This is a genomic window from Streptomyces dioscori, from assembly GCF_003024195.1.
Classification (GTDB): domain Bacteria; phylum Actinomycetota; class Actinomycetes; order Streptomycetales; family Streptomycetaceae; genus Streptomyces; species Streptomyces dioscori.
The window spans coordinates 508,099-521,926 of record NZ_KZ679040.1; the positions used below are offsets into that span (position 1 = coordinate 508,099).

A 13,828-nucleotide genomic window follows, 5' to 3' on the forward strand; every position below is an offset into this window, starting at 1 on the left:
TGCGGCGGTGTCACGACGGCCGCCGTCACGCGGCGGCGGTCGGGGAGGTGGTCAGGGTGTAACGGAGCACTCCGCCCAGGACGGGGGAGCGCATCCGGCGCCGGACACCGTCGGCCGGGGCCAGCTGCGGGTGACGCTCCCGCAGCGTGCGTACCGCGGTCTCCGCCTGGAGCCGGGCGAACGCCCCGAAGAGAGAGGTGTGCGGGCCGGACAGCGCCAACTGCCCCTGTCCCACGGGCCGGGTGAGGTCGAAGTGGTCCGGGGCCAGGAACACCGCGGGGTCCCGGCCCGCCGCGCCGACATGGACGACGACCTGGGCACCGGCCGGGATGTCCTGCCCGGCCAGCGTGAGGTCCTCGGCGGCGATCCGGCTCTCCAGACGCACCGGCGGCGCGTGACGCAGCGTCTCCTCCACCGCCCCGGCCGCGAGTTCCGGGTTCTCGCCGAGCAGCGCCCACTGCCTGGGGTGCGCGAGCAGCGCCTCCACGGCGTTGTTGATCAGCCCGGCGGCGAACTCGACGCCCACCGCGGCGGTCAGCACCCCGACCGCGAGGGCGTCCTCTGCGGCGGAGGCGCCTGAGCTGCCGGAGGCGTCGGCGCGCAGCACCGTGCTGAACAGGTCGTCGCCCGGCTCGGACTGCCGTGCCGCGACGAGGTCGGCGACGAGGGCGCGTACGTCCTCCACCGCCTCGGTGAGCCGGCGGGTGACCGCGAGCGGCTGCGGGCAGAGCGCCGCGTCGAGCGCGACACCGAGGGCCGCACAGGTGTGGGCGAATCGGTCGCGCTGCGCGTCCGGGACGCCGAGCAGCGCGGCGGCGGCCTCGGTGGCCGCCGGGCGGGAGTAGTCCGCCATGAGGTCGAAGGTGGCGCCGAGCCGGTCGGCGGTCTCCTGATGGACGCGTTCGGCGTGCTTGCGGTGGCCGTCCGCCGCGCCCGCTCCGAGCACCGGGGCCGCCGACCGCTCCCAGCGCGCGTGGTCGGCGCCCGAGGCGTGCAGGAAGGCCCGGTCCAGCGGGATGATGTGGCACAGCAGCGGATTGCTCCACGCGTCGGAGAAGACGTGCCGCTGGAGGCCGGGCAGATCGGCGTGCCGCAGGCTCAGCCGCGGGTCGGCCAGCACCTCGGCGGCCACCGCGTGCCGGCCGGTGACCCAGGCCCCGGCCGCGCTCTGCCACAGCGGGGTCTCCGCCTCCCGTATGCGGCGGGCCAGCACCACCGGGTCGTCGCTCTCCGCGCGCAGGGTGAGGGCGTACGGGTCGCCGCTGGTCCCGTAGATCCAGTGGAAGCCGCGGGCGGTCAGCAGATGGCGGCCGAGCTCGCTGTCGGACTGCTGGGTCTGCCGGTCCTGCTCGGGTGCGGCGGGGGTCGTCTCGTCGGTTTCCGTGTCGGTCACGGCAGTCTCCTTCGGGGCGGGGTGTGGCACAGCTGTGGCAGCGGGGCTTGGTGCGGGTCTCAGGTGAGGGACAGGCCGCCGTCGACCGCGAGCACCGCGCCGGTCGCGTAGGCGGCGCGCGGGTCGGTGAGCTGGACCGCCCACCAGGCGATGTCCTCCGGGCGGCCGACCCGGCCGGCCGGCACGACGGTGGCCATGTGCTGGAGGAAGCCCGCGTAGGCCTCCGGCGTCATGCCGGACCGTTCACCGATCCCGGTGTCGATCACGCCCGGGGCGAGGCCCAGGACCCGGATGCCGCGGGGCGCCAGTTCCACGGCCCAGGTCCGGGTGAGGAAGTCGAGCCCGGCCTTGGCGGCGCCGTAGATCCCGTTCTCCGGCCAGGCACGGCGGTACAGCGCGCCGGCCGAGCCGATGTTCAGCACGGTCCCGCCGCCGTGTGCCGCGAGGGCGTCCAGGGTCTGCCGGGTGAGCAGCAGCGGGGCCAGCAGGTTGGTGTCGAGCTGGTCGCGGGCCGCCTCCCGCTTGGTCTCCGCGAGGGCGGCGAAACCGCCGGAGGCCGCGTTGTTGACCAGCACGTCGATACGGCCGAACGCGTCCAGCGCCGCGTCCGTGACGGCCCGCGGGGTGTCGGGGTCGGTGAGGTCGGCGGTGAGGACGTCGATGCCGGGATGTCCCTCGGCGGTCCGGGCGAGGGTCGCGGGCGTGCGGCCCACCACGAGCACACGGTCGCCGCGGTCGGCGAAGGCACGGGCCACGGCCCGCCCGATCCCGGTCCCGCCACCGGTGACGATCACGCCCCGGGGCGCGGGTGCGGTGGGGTCCTGTGCCGCGCCCGCGCCCGGGGTCGCTCCGGTGTTCTGCGCCCCGTTCGTGCCCCGTGCGGCGTCCGTGTCCTGCGCCGCGTTCGTGCCCTGTGCGGCGTCCGTGTCGGGTGTCGCGCTCATGTCCGGGACCGTAGGCCGGGGCGCTCGATTCGCGGTCGACTCCCGCTACGGCCGGTCGTCACGGGTCACCACCCTGTCCCTGACCAGCAGTTGGCCCGCCTCGCGCACGAGGACGTCACGGCAGACGCACACCAGGTGCAGCCGGGCGGGGCCGCCGCGCGGGACGGCGACGATCGACACCAGGCTCTCGGCGGTCAGTGAGCCGTCGTCCGCCGGGGTGACGGTGAGCATGCCGACGTAGTGGCGGTGGGTCTCCCCGGCGGCGGCGAGACCCGCGGCGGCCTGCCGGGCGCCCTCGGTCAGGGCCGGACGGCCGCGTACGGGCTCCGGGAGCGAGGGCGGCTTGAAGGCGCCGTCCTCGGTGAAGGTGCCGGCCCAGGTCTCGGCCTCGCCCGAGTCCAGGTCCCGCATCTGCCGTGCGTAGAAGTGCTGTACCTCGGCGTAGACGTCCGCCGGGGCCGTCGGGGCCTGTACCGCCATGCCGTGTTCCTTCCGCCGTTTCCGTTGACCGGGCGGGTGCGCTCCCGGCTTCCGAGGCTGAGGTCACGACGGTGGCAGTGCGCCCTCCAGGATCGGTCGAGCGCGGAGTGTGCGGGCGGGCCGGTGGCCGTACAGCCGGGCTCCAACGCTTCTCTAGCCGCGCTGGTGAGCATGGGCTGGCCGGCCGCAGGAACGCCGGCGGAACGCTTGCGGAAACCCATCGCCGGGAGGCTCGTGTGCGCATCATCGACCTGTCCTCGCCCGTGGACGCGGCGGGTTTTGAACCCGATCCCGTGGTGCACGACGTGCTCGGCCCGAAGGAGGCCGCCACGCACATGAGCGAGGAGATGCGCGACCACTTCGGGATCGACTTCGATCCGGCGGTCCTGCCGGAGGGCGAGTTCCTCTCGCTCGACCGGCTCCAGCTGACGACCCACACCGGGACGCACATCGACGCGCCCTCGCACTACGGCACGCGCGCCTCCTACCGGGACGGGCCGCCCCGGCACATCGACGAGATGCCGCTCGACTGGTTCTTCCGGCCCGCGGTGGTCTTCGACCTGAGCGACCAGGGCACCGGCGCGGTCGGCGCCGACGTGCTCCAGCGGGAGCTGGACCGGATCGGCCACACCCTGTCGCCCATGGACATCGTGCTGCTGCGGACCGGCGCCGACGCGTGGTCGGGGACGCAGAAGTACTTCACGGACTTCACCGGTCTCGACGGCTCGGCCGTGCACCTGCTGCTCGACCAGGGCGTACGGGTGATCGGCACGGACGCCTTCAGCCTGGACGCGCCGTTCGGCGACATCATCGGCCGCTACCGGGAGACCGGGGACCGCTCGGTGCTCTGGCCCGCCCACATGATCGGCCGGGACCGGGAGTACTGCCAGATCGAACGGCTCGCGGGACTGGACCAGTTGCCCGTCTCCCGCGGCTTCCGGCTCGCGTGCTTCCCCGTGCGGATCGCCGGCGCCGGAGCGGGCTGGGCGAGGGCGGTGGCACTGCTCGACGAGGACGAGTGAGAGGACGGCCGCCGCAGCACCGCGGCCGGGCGGACCACGTTCCACGCCCAGCAGGGCGACAACGGGAGGAGACACACATGTACGGCCGGGAACTCGCGGACGTGTACGAGGCCATCTACCGCAGCCGGGGCAAGGACTGGGGGGAGGAGGCCGCGGACGTCTCGCGGCTCATCGCCGAACGCCGTCCGGGTGCCGACTCGCTGCTCGACGTGGCCTGCGGCACGGGCGCCCATCTCAGCGTGTTCGGCGAGCGGTTCGAGGTCGCCGAGGGGCTGGAGATCGCGGAGCCGATGCGGCGGCTCGCCGAACAGCGGCTGCCCGGCACCACGGTCCACGCGGGCGACATGCGCGACTTCTCGCTGGGCCGCACCTACACCGCGGTGAGCTGCATGTTCTGCGCCATCGGGTATCTGGAGACATTGGACGACATGCGGTCCGCCGTGCGGTCGATGGCCGCGCACCTGGAGCCCGGCGGCGTCCTGGTCGTCGAACCCTGGTGGTTCCCCGAGAACTTCATCGAGGGCTATGTCGCGGGTGACCTGGCCCGTGAGGAGCACCGCACGATCGCGCGGATCTCGCACACCACCCGCAAGGGCCGGGCCACCCGTATGGAGGTCCGCTTCACCGTGGGGGACGCCACCGGTATCCAGCAGTTCACCGAGATCGACGTACTGCACCTGTTCACCAAGGAGGAGTACGTCTCCGCGTTCACCGACGCGGGCTGCTCGGTGGAATTCCTGGAGGACGGTCCCACCGGCCGCGGCCTTTTCGTCGGTGTACGCGAGAAGACCGGTGTACGCGGGAAGAACTGAGAGAAGCCGGGCGGAAAGAGACCGGTCGGGAAGCGGCCCGGATGCTCAGGGTGCCATTTCGCGGGCCACCGACATCACGTACTGGCCGTATCCCGACTGGGACATCTGCTCGCCGAGCCGGTGGCATTGGTCCGCGTCGATGAATCCCATCCGGAGGGCGACCTCCTCGACGCAGGCGATCCGTACGCCCTGCCGTTCTTCGAGGGTCCGCACATATTGGGCGGCCTGGAGCAGGGATTCCGGAGTTCCGGCGTCGAGCCAGGCGAAACCGCGGCCGAGGTCGACCAGACGGGCTCGGCCGCGGGCCAGGTAATTCCGGTTGACGTCGGTGATCTCCAGTTCTCCGCGCGCCGAGGGGCGGAGATTCTTGGCGATGTCCACCACTTCGTTGTCGTAGAGGTAGAGCCCGGTGATGGCGAGGTCGGAGCGCGGCCGGGCCGGCTTCTCCTCCAGGGAGACCAGACGCCCCGACGCGTCGGTCTCGCCCACCCCGTAGCGCTCGGGGTCCTCCACGGGATAACCGAACAGCACACAGCCCTGTACGTCTTTGACGTTGCTCTGGAGCAGGTCGTAGAAGTGGTAGCCGTGGAAGATGTTGTCGCCGAGCACCAGGGCCACGTCGTCGTCGCCCACATGGTCGGCGCCGATGACGAAGGCCTCGGCCAGCCCGGCGGGACGGTTCTGCACCGCGTAGTCGATGTGGACGCCGAGCTGCGAGCCGTCGCCCAGGAGCCGGCGGAACTGGTCCAGGTCGCGCTCGGTGCAGATGAGCAGGATTTCCTTGATGTCCGCGAGCATCAGTACCGAGAGCGGATAGTAGATCATCGGTTTGTCGCCGACCGGGAGAAGCTGTTTCGACACGGAAACAGTTATCGGATGGAGCCTTGTTCCCGTACCGCCGGCGAGAATAATCCCCTTCATGGGTATGCCCCTGTCCTCGATTTCTGTCCATGCTAACGACCGAATTAGTTCGGCAGCAAGCAGGAAATCCGCTGGTCCAGGGAAATTCGAGCGGTAATAGAGGGAGAAGTAGGGTTGTGGGCCGGCCCGGCCATGTGATGTGCTGCGAGGGGATGGTGACGCCCTGCGGCAAGGAAATGATGTCAGCAATGGGAGGGAAGCGAATTCGATGACGACTCTCGTATGGGACTACCGGCAGGAATACGAGAACGAACGCGCCGATATTCTGGACGCCGTGGAAACGGTCTTCAACTCGGGTCAGCTCGTCCTCGGTGACAGTGTCCGCGGCTTCGAGCAGGAGTTCGCCGGCTACCACGGCGCGAGCCACTGCGTCGGCGTCGACAACGGCACCAACGCGATCAAGCTGGCGCTCCAGTCGCTCGGCGTCGGCCCCGGCGACGAGGTCGTCACGGTGTCCAACACCGCGGCCCCCACCGTGATCGCGATCGACTCGGTGGGCGCCACCCCGGTGTTCGTCGACGTCCACCCGGACAGCTACCTCATGGACACCGAGCAGGTGGCCGCCGCCCTCACCCCCCGGACCCGGTGCCTGCTCCCCGTCCACCTCTACGGGCAGTGCGTCGACCTGGCGCCCCTGGAGGCGCTCGCCGCCGAGCACGGCCTGGTCCTCGTCGAGGACTGCGCCCAGGCCCACGGCGCCCGCCGCGACGGACGGCTGGCCGGCACCACCGGGGACGCCGCCGCCTTCTCCTTCTACCCGACGAAGGTGCTCGGCGCCTACGGCGACGGCGGGGCCGTGGTGACCTCCCGGGACGACGCCCACCGTGCCCTGCGCCGGCTGCGCTACTACGGCATGGAGGAGCGGTACTACGTCGTCGGCACCCCGGGCCACAACTCCCGCCTCGACGAGGTGCAGGCCGAGATCCTGCGGCGCAAACTGCGCCGCCTCGACACCTACGTACAAGGGCGGCGGGCCGTCGCCCGCCGCTACGAGGAGGGGCTCGGCGACACCGGCCTGGTGCTGCCGCACACCGTCCCCGGCAACGAGCACGTGTACTACGTCTACACGGTGCGCCACCCCCGGCGCGACGACATCATCAAGGCCCTCAAGACGTACGACATCGAGCTGAACATCAGCTACCCCTGGCCGGTGCACACGATGTCCGGGTTCGCCCACCTCGGCTACGGGGCGGGCTCGCTGCCCGTCACGGAGGAACTGGCGGGCCAGATCTTCTCGCTGCCCATGTATCCGGCCCTCGCGCCGGACATCCAGGACAAGGTGATCAGCGCGGTGCGTGACGTGCTGGACAGCCTCTGAACCCGTGCGGCGGGCCCGCCCCGGCCCGCCCCGCGCACACCGAAGGCCCGGCGGAGGGATCCCGCCGGGCCTTCGGCGTGCCGATGGGCACGCGCAAGGTGGCACGCGCAAAGGGGCACCTTCAGGAAGTCACCAGGTGGAGTCGGCCGCCCGCAGGGCGCGCCAGCACGCCACCAGGCTCCGGGCCTGCACGTTGAGGTAGTGGCTGTGCCGGAGCAGCTGCGTCAGCTGGTCCATCGTCAGCCAGCGGTAGTCGGGGTGGCCGGGATCCTCGGGGACGTCGCTGTCCACGATCAGATAGCGGTTGCGGGCGTGGAAGAAACGGCCGCCCTCCTCGGAGAGCACGGCCTCGTAGCGGATGCGTTCGGGCCCGGCGGCCAGCACCTCGTCGAGGTGGCGGGGCCGGGCGGCGGGCGGCAGCCAGCGGTAACTGTCCGGCACGCACTGCACGGTCGGCGCCAGTTCCACCACGTCCGCGTAGCCCGGCTCGGTGCGGGCGTGCAGCAGGACGTGCGGCTCCCCGCTGATCTCCCGGGTCAGGAAGGCGATGACGCCCGTGCCGCGCGGCTCGATCATCGGCTGGCGCCAGGTGCCGACCTCGCGTCCCGCGGCCGTCACGGAGACCCCGATGACGTCGAAGAAGCCGCCGCTCTCGTGCGCGTAGCCCATTTCGCCGTGCCGCCACTCGTCGAGCGCGTTGAGGGCGATCCGCTCGGTGTGCACCGAGGCCAGCGACCGCGCGCCGGCGATCCAGCTCAGCACGTCGGTCATCCGGTGCAGGGCGCCGTCCGGCCGCGCGGCGTGCGGCAGGCACGCCAGTACGGTGCGGGCGTCCATGTTGATGATGTCGTCGCGCGACAGCAGCCGGTACAGCTGCCCGAGCGTGAACCAGCGGAAGCCCTCCAGGACCTCCACCTCGGTGGTCGTCTCCACCACCATGTTGCGGTTGCGCTTGCGGTAGAACCAGGCGCCCTGTTCCGACTGCCGGACGTCCGCGAGCACCCGGTGCCGTGAGGTGTCCCGGAAGTAGTCCACGTACGGCACGGGCTTGCCCTTGTGGACGCCGGTGTAGTTGCTGCGGGTCGCCTGCACGGTGGGGGACAGCTGCAGCCCGCCGGGGTTGCCCGGTTCCGCCTTGGCCTGCATCAGGAAGTGCGGGACGCCGTCGAATTCCTTGATCAGGATGCCGAGGATGCCGACCTCGGGCTGGTCGATGATGGGCTGGTCCCACCAGGGCACCGCGTTGGCGGGATCGTGCACCCGAAGGCCGTGGACCGTGAAGAACTTGCCGCTGCGGTGCCGCAGATCACCGGTGACCGGGGTCTGGTACCACTGGTCGAGGGCCGCCAGCGGTATCCGTTCGGCCGTCGTGTAGATCTGCTGCCCGTACTCGGCGAACCAGTCGTCGAATCCGGCGAGATCGGTCCGCGGGCTCTCCACCGCCGCGGCCGACCTGGCGATACGGGCCGTCACATCGGCCATCTGAACTCCTCGTCGTGGATTCGTCGTGGATGGAAGCGTGGAGGGGTGTACGCGGCTCGCCCGGTGGGGCGGTTCAGTCGGCGGGGGTCTGCCAGGTCGCCCGCATCGCCTCGGCCAGCGTGATCCGCGGCTTCCAGCCGAGCAGTTCGCCGGCCAGCCGGATGTCGGCCAGGGTCCAGCCGCCGCCCTTGCTGGCGATGGGCCCGTCCTCGACCCGTATCGCCTGCGGCGGCAGGCCCGAGGCGGCGACCAGCAGGTCCACCAGTTCGCGCATGGCGGTGGCCTCGCCGCGGCCGATGTTGACGACCTGTCCGGTGGCCGGTGACGTCACGGTGAGGACCACGGCCTCCGCCAGGTCGCGCACGTCGATGAAGTCCCGCCGCGCGTCCGCGACCCGCAGCGTCACCGGGTCGCTCGCGTCCGCGGCCCGCAGCCGGTCGACGACCGCCCCGAGGAAGCTGGCCCGGGTGGTGCGGGGCCCGCACACGTTCACCGCGCGCAGCACCAGCCCGTCCACCCGGCCCGCCCTGGTGGCGTCGAGCACCAGCTCGGAGCCGGCCAGCTTGGTCCGCGCGTACATGGTGGCCGGCCGGGGCTCCAGGTCCTCGCCGATGGCGAGCGGCTCGGCCACCGGACCGTACTCGTGGATGGAGCCGACATGGATGAGCCGCGGGCGGTCGTCCATCAGGGTCACGGCCTTCACCAGCCGCTCGACCAGGGTGATGTGGGCGTACCGCATCTCCTCCTCGGTCGTGCCCCAGCCGCCCGTCACATTGACCACGGTGGTCACCCGGTGCCGGGTGAGCAGCCGGGCGAGTTCGGCGGGCGGGACCGCCGCCACGTCGAGGCCGGCGAAGACGTGCCCCGCCGCCGCGGGCCCGCCGCGCCGGGCGACGGCGAGCACCTCGTGCCCCTCGCGGGCCAGCGCGGCGCTCACACAGCGGCCGACGCAGCCGGTGGCCCCGAGCACCGCGACCCGGGACCCCTCGGCCGGCGGCCGGCCGCTCAGGGCCGCCACAGTGCGGCCTCGATCCGGCGGCACTTGTCGTACTCCGGCAGGCCGCCCTCCGCCCGCACCTGGGCGAGCAGGGGAGCTGCCGTGTCCCGCGCGGACAGCAGCGGCGCCACGTCCGTCGGGATCGGCAGGCCGAGCGCCGGGTCCAGCGGGGACAGGGACAGCTCGTGCTGGGCCTCGTAACTGCCGGAGAGCATGTACGACATCACCGTGTCGTCCTCCAGGGCGATGAAGGCGTGCCCGACGCCGACCGGGAAGTACATCGCGCTGAACGTCTCCTGGTCGAGCACGGAGGAGTCCCAGCGGCCGAAGGTGGGCGAGCCGACGCGGATGTCCACCACGATGTCGATGGCACGGCCGCGGGCGCAGTACACGTACTTGGCGACGCCCGGCGGGGTGACCGTGTAGTGGATGCCCCGGACCGTGCCGCGCTTCGACCTGCTGTGGTTGGACTGAGCGACGGGGAAGAGGGGATGGCCCAGGGCCTCCACGAACGCCGGCTCCTGGTACGGCGAGGTGAACAGGCCGCGGTCGTCCTCGAAGACGGGCGGGTTGAAGGCGTACGCGCCGGACACGGCGAGTTCGCGGAACTTCACGGCGGTGGTCATCTACAGCTCCCCCCGGACGGTGTCGCCGGCGGTGGCGGTGGCGGTGGCGGTGGCGGTGGCGGTGGCGGTCGTGCCTCGTGCCGCGCGGTGTTCCGCCACGAGTTTCTCCAGCACCGGGACGATGTCGTTGGGGCTCGGCGTGCCCACCATCTCCCGGCGGATCCGCGCGCAGTTCTGTGCGAACGACGGCTCGTCCAGCAGCCGCAGCACGTGGTCGCGCAGGTCCTGCGCGGTGTAGTGGTCGACGTCGTGCAGGTACAGACCCGCGCCGGTCTTCTCCAGCTGCTTCGCCTTGTGGATGGTGTCCCAGACCATGTCGGGCACGATCAGCTGCGGGACCCCGTGCGCGAGCGCCGTCTGGAAGGTGCCGCTGCCGCCGTGGTGGATGACCGCGGAGCAGGTCGGCAGCAGCGCGTTGAGCGGGACGAAGTCGACGGCCCGTACGTTGTCGGGGAGTTCGAGACCGGCGAGCTGCTTCTCGTTGAGGGTCGCGACCACCTCGACGTCCAGCTCCGCCAGCGCCGAGACGAGCTCGCCGATCGAGGCACGGTCGCCGTCCAGGACCTCGCGGTGGGCCACGCCGAGGGTCAGGCAGATCCGGCGCTTCTTCGGCGGCTCGTGCAGCCAGTCAGGGATGACGGCCTGCCCGTTGTAGGGGATGTACCGCAGCGGGACGAACGGCTGCTTCACCGGGAACCGCATCGACGGCGGCACCGGGTCGACCGTCCACTGCCCGACCGCCACGTCCTCCTCGAACTCGGCGCCGTAGCGGCCGAGCGTCCAGGTCAGCCACTCGCGCAGCGGATCGTCCCGCTGCTCGGGCAGCCGCTCCGCCTGCAGGTCGAGGAAGGTCTCGCGCATCCGCCCCAGCAGGTCGAGGCCGAACAGCAGCCGGGCGTGGGCGGCGCCGGTGACCTGCGCGGCCACCGGCCCGGCGAAGGACAGCGTGTCCCAGACGACCAGGTCGGGCTGCCACTCGCGGCTGAACGCGACCAGATCGTCGATCATGCGTTCCGGGCAGGAGTTCTGGAAGGCCATCGCCGTCATCGAGGTGAACACCCCGAGGACGTGGTCCCAGGTGAGCATCTCGGGACGGGTCTCCGTCATGTCCATCCCGGCTTCCGCCTGGCTCTCCATGATCTCGGCGTCGTCGCCCAGGCCCTCGTTGACCCGCTGCATCTGCTCCTCCAGGAGCAGCGGCTCACCGACGCACACGGCGGTCAGCCCGGTACGGGTGATGTCCTCCGCCAGGTCCGGCTGGCTGGCGACACGGACCTCGTGGCCGGCGGTCTGGAGGGCCCAGGCCAGCGGGACCTGGGCATGCATATGGGACTTCGCGGCGAACGTGGTGAACAGGACCTTCATCGATCTCCCTCTTCGCAGAGCAGATGGTGGCGTGCGGCGGTTCTCACTGCCCGTCGTGGCCGACGTACCGGTGCTTCACCAGCCAGCCGGCGCTGTCTCCGTTGCCGTCTCCGTTGCCGCCCTCGCCCCCGTCGGCGACGAGGACGTCCTGGCACGACGTGCTCAGCCGGATCTGTGGTGCGTCGCCCGCCGCGGTCGACAGGACCAGGGCGTCGTAGCCGGTGCGCACCGAACCGTCCGGGAACCGCCAGGCGGCCGGCAGGCCCAGCCAGTGCCGGCGGACCGTGCCCGCGGGCGCCGCGGGCCGGCCGCGCACCGCCGCCGCGATCGCCGCCCGGCCGCGCACCGGCTCGGCGAACGAGCTCTGGTCGAAGACCCCGTCCTCGGTGAAGGTGGCCGCCCAGGCGTCCCCCTCGCCCTCGTCGAGGAGCCGCATCTGCCGGGCGTAGAACCGCTGGATCGAGGCGTACTCGGCGGGCGGCACCGGTCCGGACTTCGCCCGCCCCTCCGCGTACTCCTTGGCGTGCCGCATGGTGATCGTGCTGTTGCCGCCGAGCGCGTCCCGGATGAAGGTGCGGGCGTCGGCGCTGGTGGCGCCGGCGCCGAGGACCTTGGTGACGGCCGCGGCGTTGACGACCACGGTGTGCCGGGAGACGGCCACGCAGCCGGACGGGATCTCCCGCACCGTCCACTCACCGGTGTGCACCGACATCAGGGCCGGCGTCTGCAGCTGCTTGTACGAGATCCGCCCGTCGGGCAGGCAGATCCGCACCGAGGCCGTGGTGTGCGTCGAGCCGTCGGGTGTGCGGGTGTCCATCTCCAGGTGCTGGACGTCGGGCGTGTCCTCCTTCAGCAGCACCCGGGCCACGTGCGGCAGCCGCTCCTGCCACCGGCCCGCGTCGTGCAGGAAGTCCCGTACCTCCTGGGCCGGGGCGTCGATGCGCACCGAGTCCTCGAAGGTGTACGGGGCCTCGTCGGTGCCGGTGCGCAGCGCGGCGGACTCCAGCGCGGCCAGCTCGGCGCCGCTGTTGCGCTCGATCGCCTCCAGGATCCAGGCGACGTTGCGCTCCAGGCCGTCGACCGCCTGGAAGTCGTGCAGCAGCCGCACCCGGCTGCCGCCGTCGGGCAGCGCCTCGACGATCCACTCGCCGCCCATCGCGGCGACGGGATCCTGGGAGACCTCCTGGCGGAAGCGGATCCGCAGCCCGTCGCGGTCCAGGGTCCGCCGCGAGGTCCAGGACTTGACCTCGCCGTTGGCGGTGGCCCAGATCCGCAGCCGCTCCTCGTCGTCCGAGCGCTCCAGATACTCCACGTGCAGGCTCGGCGGGAAGACGAACGGCCAGTCCTGCGCCCGCTCCACCAGGCCGAAGACGGCCTCCGGGGCGGCGGCCACCGTGATGGTGTGCTCGGTCGTGTGCACCTCGTGCTGCGTCGCGTGCTGCGCCTTGCGCTGCGTCTCGTGCTGCGTCTCCTGCGCCATGCTGATCCCCTCTGTCCGCCCGGTCCGCCCGGTCCCCGGGCTGTCCGCCCGCGGCCGCGCACGGCCGGGCCCGCTGTCAGTAGTTGCCGAGCCCGCCGCAGACGTTCATCGCCTGGGCGGTGATCGACGCGGCCGTCGGGGAGAGCAGATGGCCGACGAGCCCGGCGACCTCGTCGGGCGTGGAGTAGCGGCCGAGGGGGATCTTCGCCTCGAACTTCTCCAGCACCTCGTCCTCGGTGATGTCCCAGGCGCCCGCGTAGCCCTGGCGTACCCGCTCGGCCATCGGTGTCTCGACATAGCCGGGGCAGACGGCGTTGACGGTGATGCCCGTCTTCGCCAGCTCCAGGCCCAGCGCCTTGGTGAAGCCGATTACGCCGTGCTTCGACGCCGAGTAGGGCGCTCCCAGGGCCACGCCCTGCTTGCCGCCGGTCGAGGCGATGTTGACGATCCGTCCGGTGCTCAGCTCCAGCATTCCGCCGGTCGTCAGGACCTCCCGGGTCATCCGGAAGACGCTGTTCAGGTTGGTGTCGATCACGTCGAGCCACAGCTCGTCGGGGATCTGCGCGGTGTGGCCGCCACCGCTGCGGCCGGCGTTGTTCACCAGGACGCCGACGGGGCCGAACCGGTCCCGCGCCTCCTGGACGAAGGCCCGTACCCGCGCGGTGTCGCGTACGTCGCATGAGGCGCCGTCGACCTCGTGGCCGGCCTCGCGCAGCTCCTTGACGGTGTGGGCGACCCGGTCGCCGTCGCGGGCGCAGATGAAGACCCGCGCCCCGCTCTCGGCCAGGCTCCGGGCCACGGCGAGACCGATCCCGCTGGTGGCACCGGTGACGATGGCGACGCTTTCTGCTGCTGGCGGCATGACGGCTCCTCAGCGGTCCCTGCGGGGTGTCTGCGACGGGTGTCGGTGACGGATGTCTGCGACGGGTGTCTGCCACGGACGTCCCTGGAGGAGGTCCGTGGTGGGTGCCCGTGATGGGTGTCCGCT

At 71.8% G+C, this 13,828-nt stretch carries 13 protein-coding genes; 3 read left to right on the plus strand and 10 right to left on the minus strand.

The features are described from left to right. Positions 1-25 precede the first annotated feature (25 nt). Genes C6Y14_RS10160 through C6Y14_RS10170 form a run of 3 tightly spaced genes read right to left on the minus strand, consistent with a single transcriptional unit; the run spans position 26 to position 2,817 of the window. Positions 26-1,393 carry a cytochrome P450 family protein gene (locus tag C6Y14_RS10160; RefSeq protein ID WP_159074206.1) on the minus strand — a complete coding sequence of 456 codons (1,368 nt, stop codon included), beginning with the start codon at positions 1,391-1,393 and terminating at the stop codon, positions 26-28. A gap of 59 nt (positions 1,394-1,452) precedes the next feature. After that, the gene (locus tag C6Y14_RS10165; protein ID WP_107016207.1) at positions 1,453-2,337 is read right to left on the minus strand and encodes an SDR family NAD(P)-dependent oxidoreductase; all 885 of its coding nucleotides are present in this window, start codon (positions 2,335-2,337) and stop codon (positions 1,453-1,455) included. A gap of 45 nt (positions 2,338-2,382) precedes the next feature. Then, positions 2,383-2,817: a nuclear transport factor 2 family protein gene (locus C6Y14_RS10170; protein WP_107016208.1), complete on the minus strand. Its 435-nt coding sequence runs from the start codon at positions 2,815-2,817 to the stop codon at positions 2,383-2,385. A 236-nt stretch (positions 2,818-3,053) separates the two neighbouring features. Here C6Y14_RS10170 and C6Y14_RS10175 point away from each other — a divergent pair, with 236 nt between their 5' ends. Beyond that, entirely contained in the window at positions 3,054-3,839 is a 786-nt protein-coding gene (locus tag C6Y14_RS10175; protein ID WP_107016209.1) for a cyclase family protein, read from the plus strand. A gap of 77 nt (positions 3,840-3,916) precedes the next feature. After that, positions 3,917-4,651, plus strand: a complete 735-nt coding sequence (locus C6Y14_RS10180) for a class I SAM-dependent methyltransferase (RefSeq protein ID WP_107016210.1) — start codon at positions 3,917-3,919, stop codon at positions 4,649-4,651. 45 nt (positions 4,652-4,696) lie between these two features. Here C6Y14_RS10180 and rfbA read toward each other — a convergent pair whose 3' ends face one another. Then, a complete protein-coding gene (gene rfbA, locus C6Y14_RS10185; RefSeq protein ID WP_107016211.1) occupies positions 4,697-5,572 on the minus strand; it encodes a glucose-1-phosphate thymidylyltransferase RfbA in 876 nt (291 codons plus the stop codon). A 208-nt stretch (positions 5,573-5,780) separates the two neighbouring features. On the opposite strand from rfbA, the gene C6Y14_RS10190 reads away from it, so the two are divergent. Further along, a complete protein-coding gene (locus C6Y14_RS10190) occupies positions 5,781-6,890 on the plus strand; it encodes a DegT/DnrJ/EryC1/StrS family aminotransferase (RefSeq protein WP_107016212.1) in 1,110 nt (369 codons plus the stop codon). A 129-nt stretch (positions 6,891-7,019) separates the two neighbouring features. Here C6Y14_RS10190 and C6Y14_RS10195 read toward each other — a convergent pair whose 3' ends face one another. From C6Y14_RS10195 to C6Y14_RS10225, 6 genes are all read right to left on the minus strand, one after another. Further along, on the minus strand, positions 7,020-8,372 hold the full coding sequence (locus tag C6Y14_RS10195) for an NDP-hexose 2,3-dehydratase family protein (RefSeq protein ID WP_107016213.1): 1,353 nt from the start codon (positions 8,370-8,372) through the stop codon (positions 7,020-7,022). A gap of 73 nt (positions 8,373-8,445) precedes the next feature. Next, a complete protein-coding gene (locus C6Y14_RS10200) occupies positions 8,446-9,390 on the minus strand; it encodes an NAD-dependent epimerase/dehydratase family protein (RefSeq protein WP_225890992.1) in 945 nt (314 codons plus the stop codon). Further along, entirely contained in the window at positions 9,378-9,995 is a 618-nt protein-coding gene (locus C6Y14_RS10205) for a dTDP-4-dehydrorhamnose 3,5-epimerase family protein (RefSeq protein ID WP_107016214.1), read from the minus strand. The genes C6Y14_RS10200 and C6Y14_RS10205 overlap by 13 nt, the downstream gene beginning before the upstream one ends. Continuing rightward, on the minus strand, positions 9,996-11,360 hold the full coding sequence (locus tag C6Y14_RS10215) for an activator-dependent family glycosyltransferase (protein WP_225890993.1): 1,365 nt from the start codon (positions 11,358-11,360) through the stop codon (positions 9,996-9,998). A 43-nt stretch (positions 11,361-11,403) separates the two neighbouring features. Then, entirely contained in the window at positions 11,404-12,840 is a 1,437-nt protein-coding gene (locus tag C6Y14_RS45685) for an SRPBCC family protein (RefSeq protein WP_107016215.1), read from the minus strand. 76 nt (positions 12,841-12,916) lie between these two features. Further along, the gene (locus tag C6Y14_RS10225) at positions 12,917-13,702 is read right to left on the minus strand and encodes an SDR family NAD(P)-dependent oxidoreductase (protein ID WP_107016216.1); all 786 of its coding nucleotides are present in this window, start codon (positions 13,700-13,702) and stop codon (positions 12,917-12,919) included. Between the last annotated feature and the right edge of the window lie 126 nt (positions 13,703-13,828).

Coding starts and splice junctions, on each gene's coding strand:
- C6Y14_RS10165 (WP_107016207.1), bottom strand. CDS start 2,337: ATGAGCGCGACACCCGACACGGACGCCGCACAGGGCACGAACGCGGCG.
- C6Y14_RS10170 (WP_107016208.1), bottom strand. CDS start 2,817: ATGGCGGTACAGGCCCCGACGGCCCCGGCGGACGTCTACGCCGAGGTA.
- C6Y14_RS10180 (WP_107016210.1), top strand. CDS start 3,917: ATGTACGGCCGGGAACTCGCGGACGTGTACGAGGCCATCTACCGCAGC.
- rfbA (WP_107016211.1), bottom strand. CDS start 5,572: ATGAAGGGGATTATTCTCGCCGGCGGTACGGGAACAAGGCTCCATCCG.
- C6Y14_RS10190 (WP_107016212.1), top strand. CDS start 5,781: ATGACGACTCTCGTATGGGACTACCGGCAGGAATACGAGAACGAACGC.
- C6Y14_RS10195 (WP_107016213.1), bottom strand. CDS start 8,372: ATGGCCGATGTGACGGCCCGTATCGCCAGGTCGGCCGCGGCGGTGGAG.
- C6Y14_RS10205 (WP_107016214.1), bottom strand. CDS start 9,995: ATGACCACCGCCGTGAAGTTCCGCGAACTCGCCGTGTCCGGCGCGTAC.
- C6Y14_RS10215 (WP_225890993.1), bottom strand. CDS start 11,360: ATGAAGGTCCTGTTCACCACGTTCGCCGCGAAGTCCCATATGCATGCC.
- C6Y14_RS45685 (WP_107016215.1), bottom strand. CDS start 12,840: ATGGCGCAGGAGACGCAGCACGAGACGCAGCGCAAGGCGCAGCACGCG.
- C6Y14_RS10225 (WP_107016216.1), bottom strand. CDS start 13,702: ATGCCGCCAGCAGCAGAAAGCGTCGCCATCGTCACCGGTGCCACCAGC.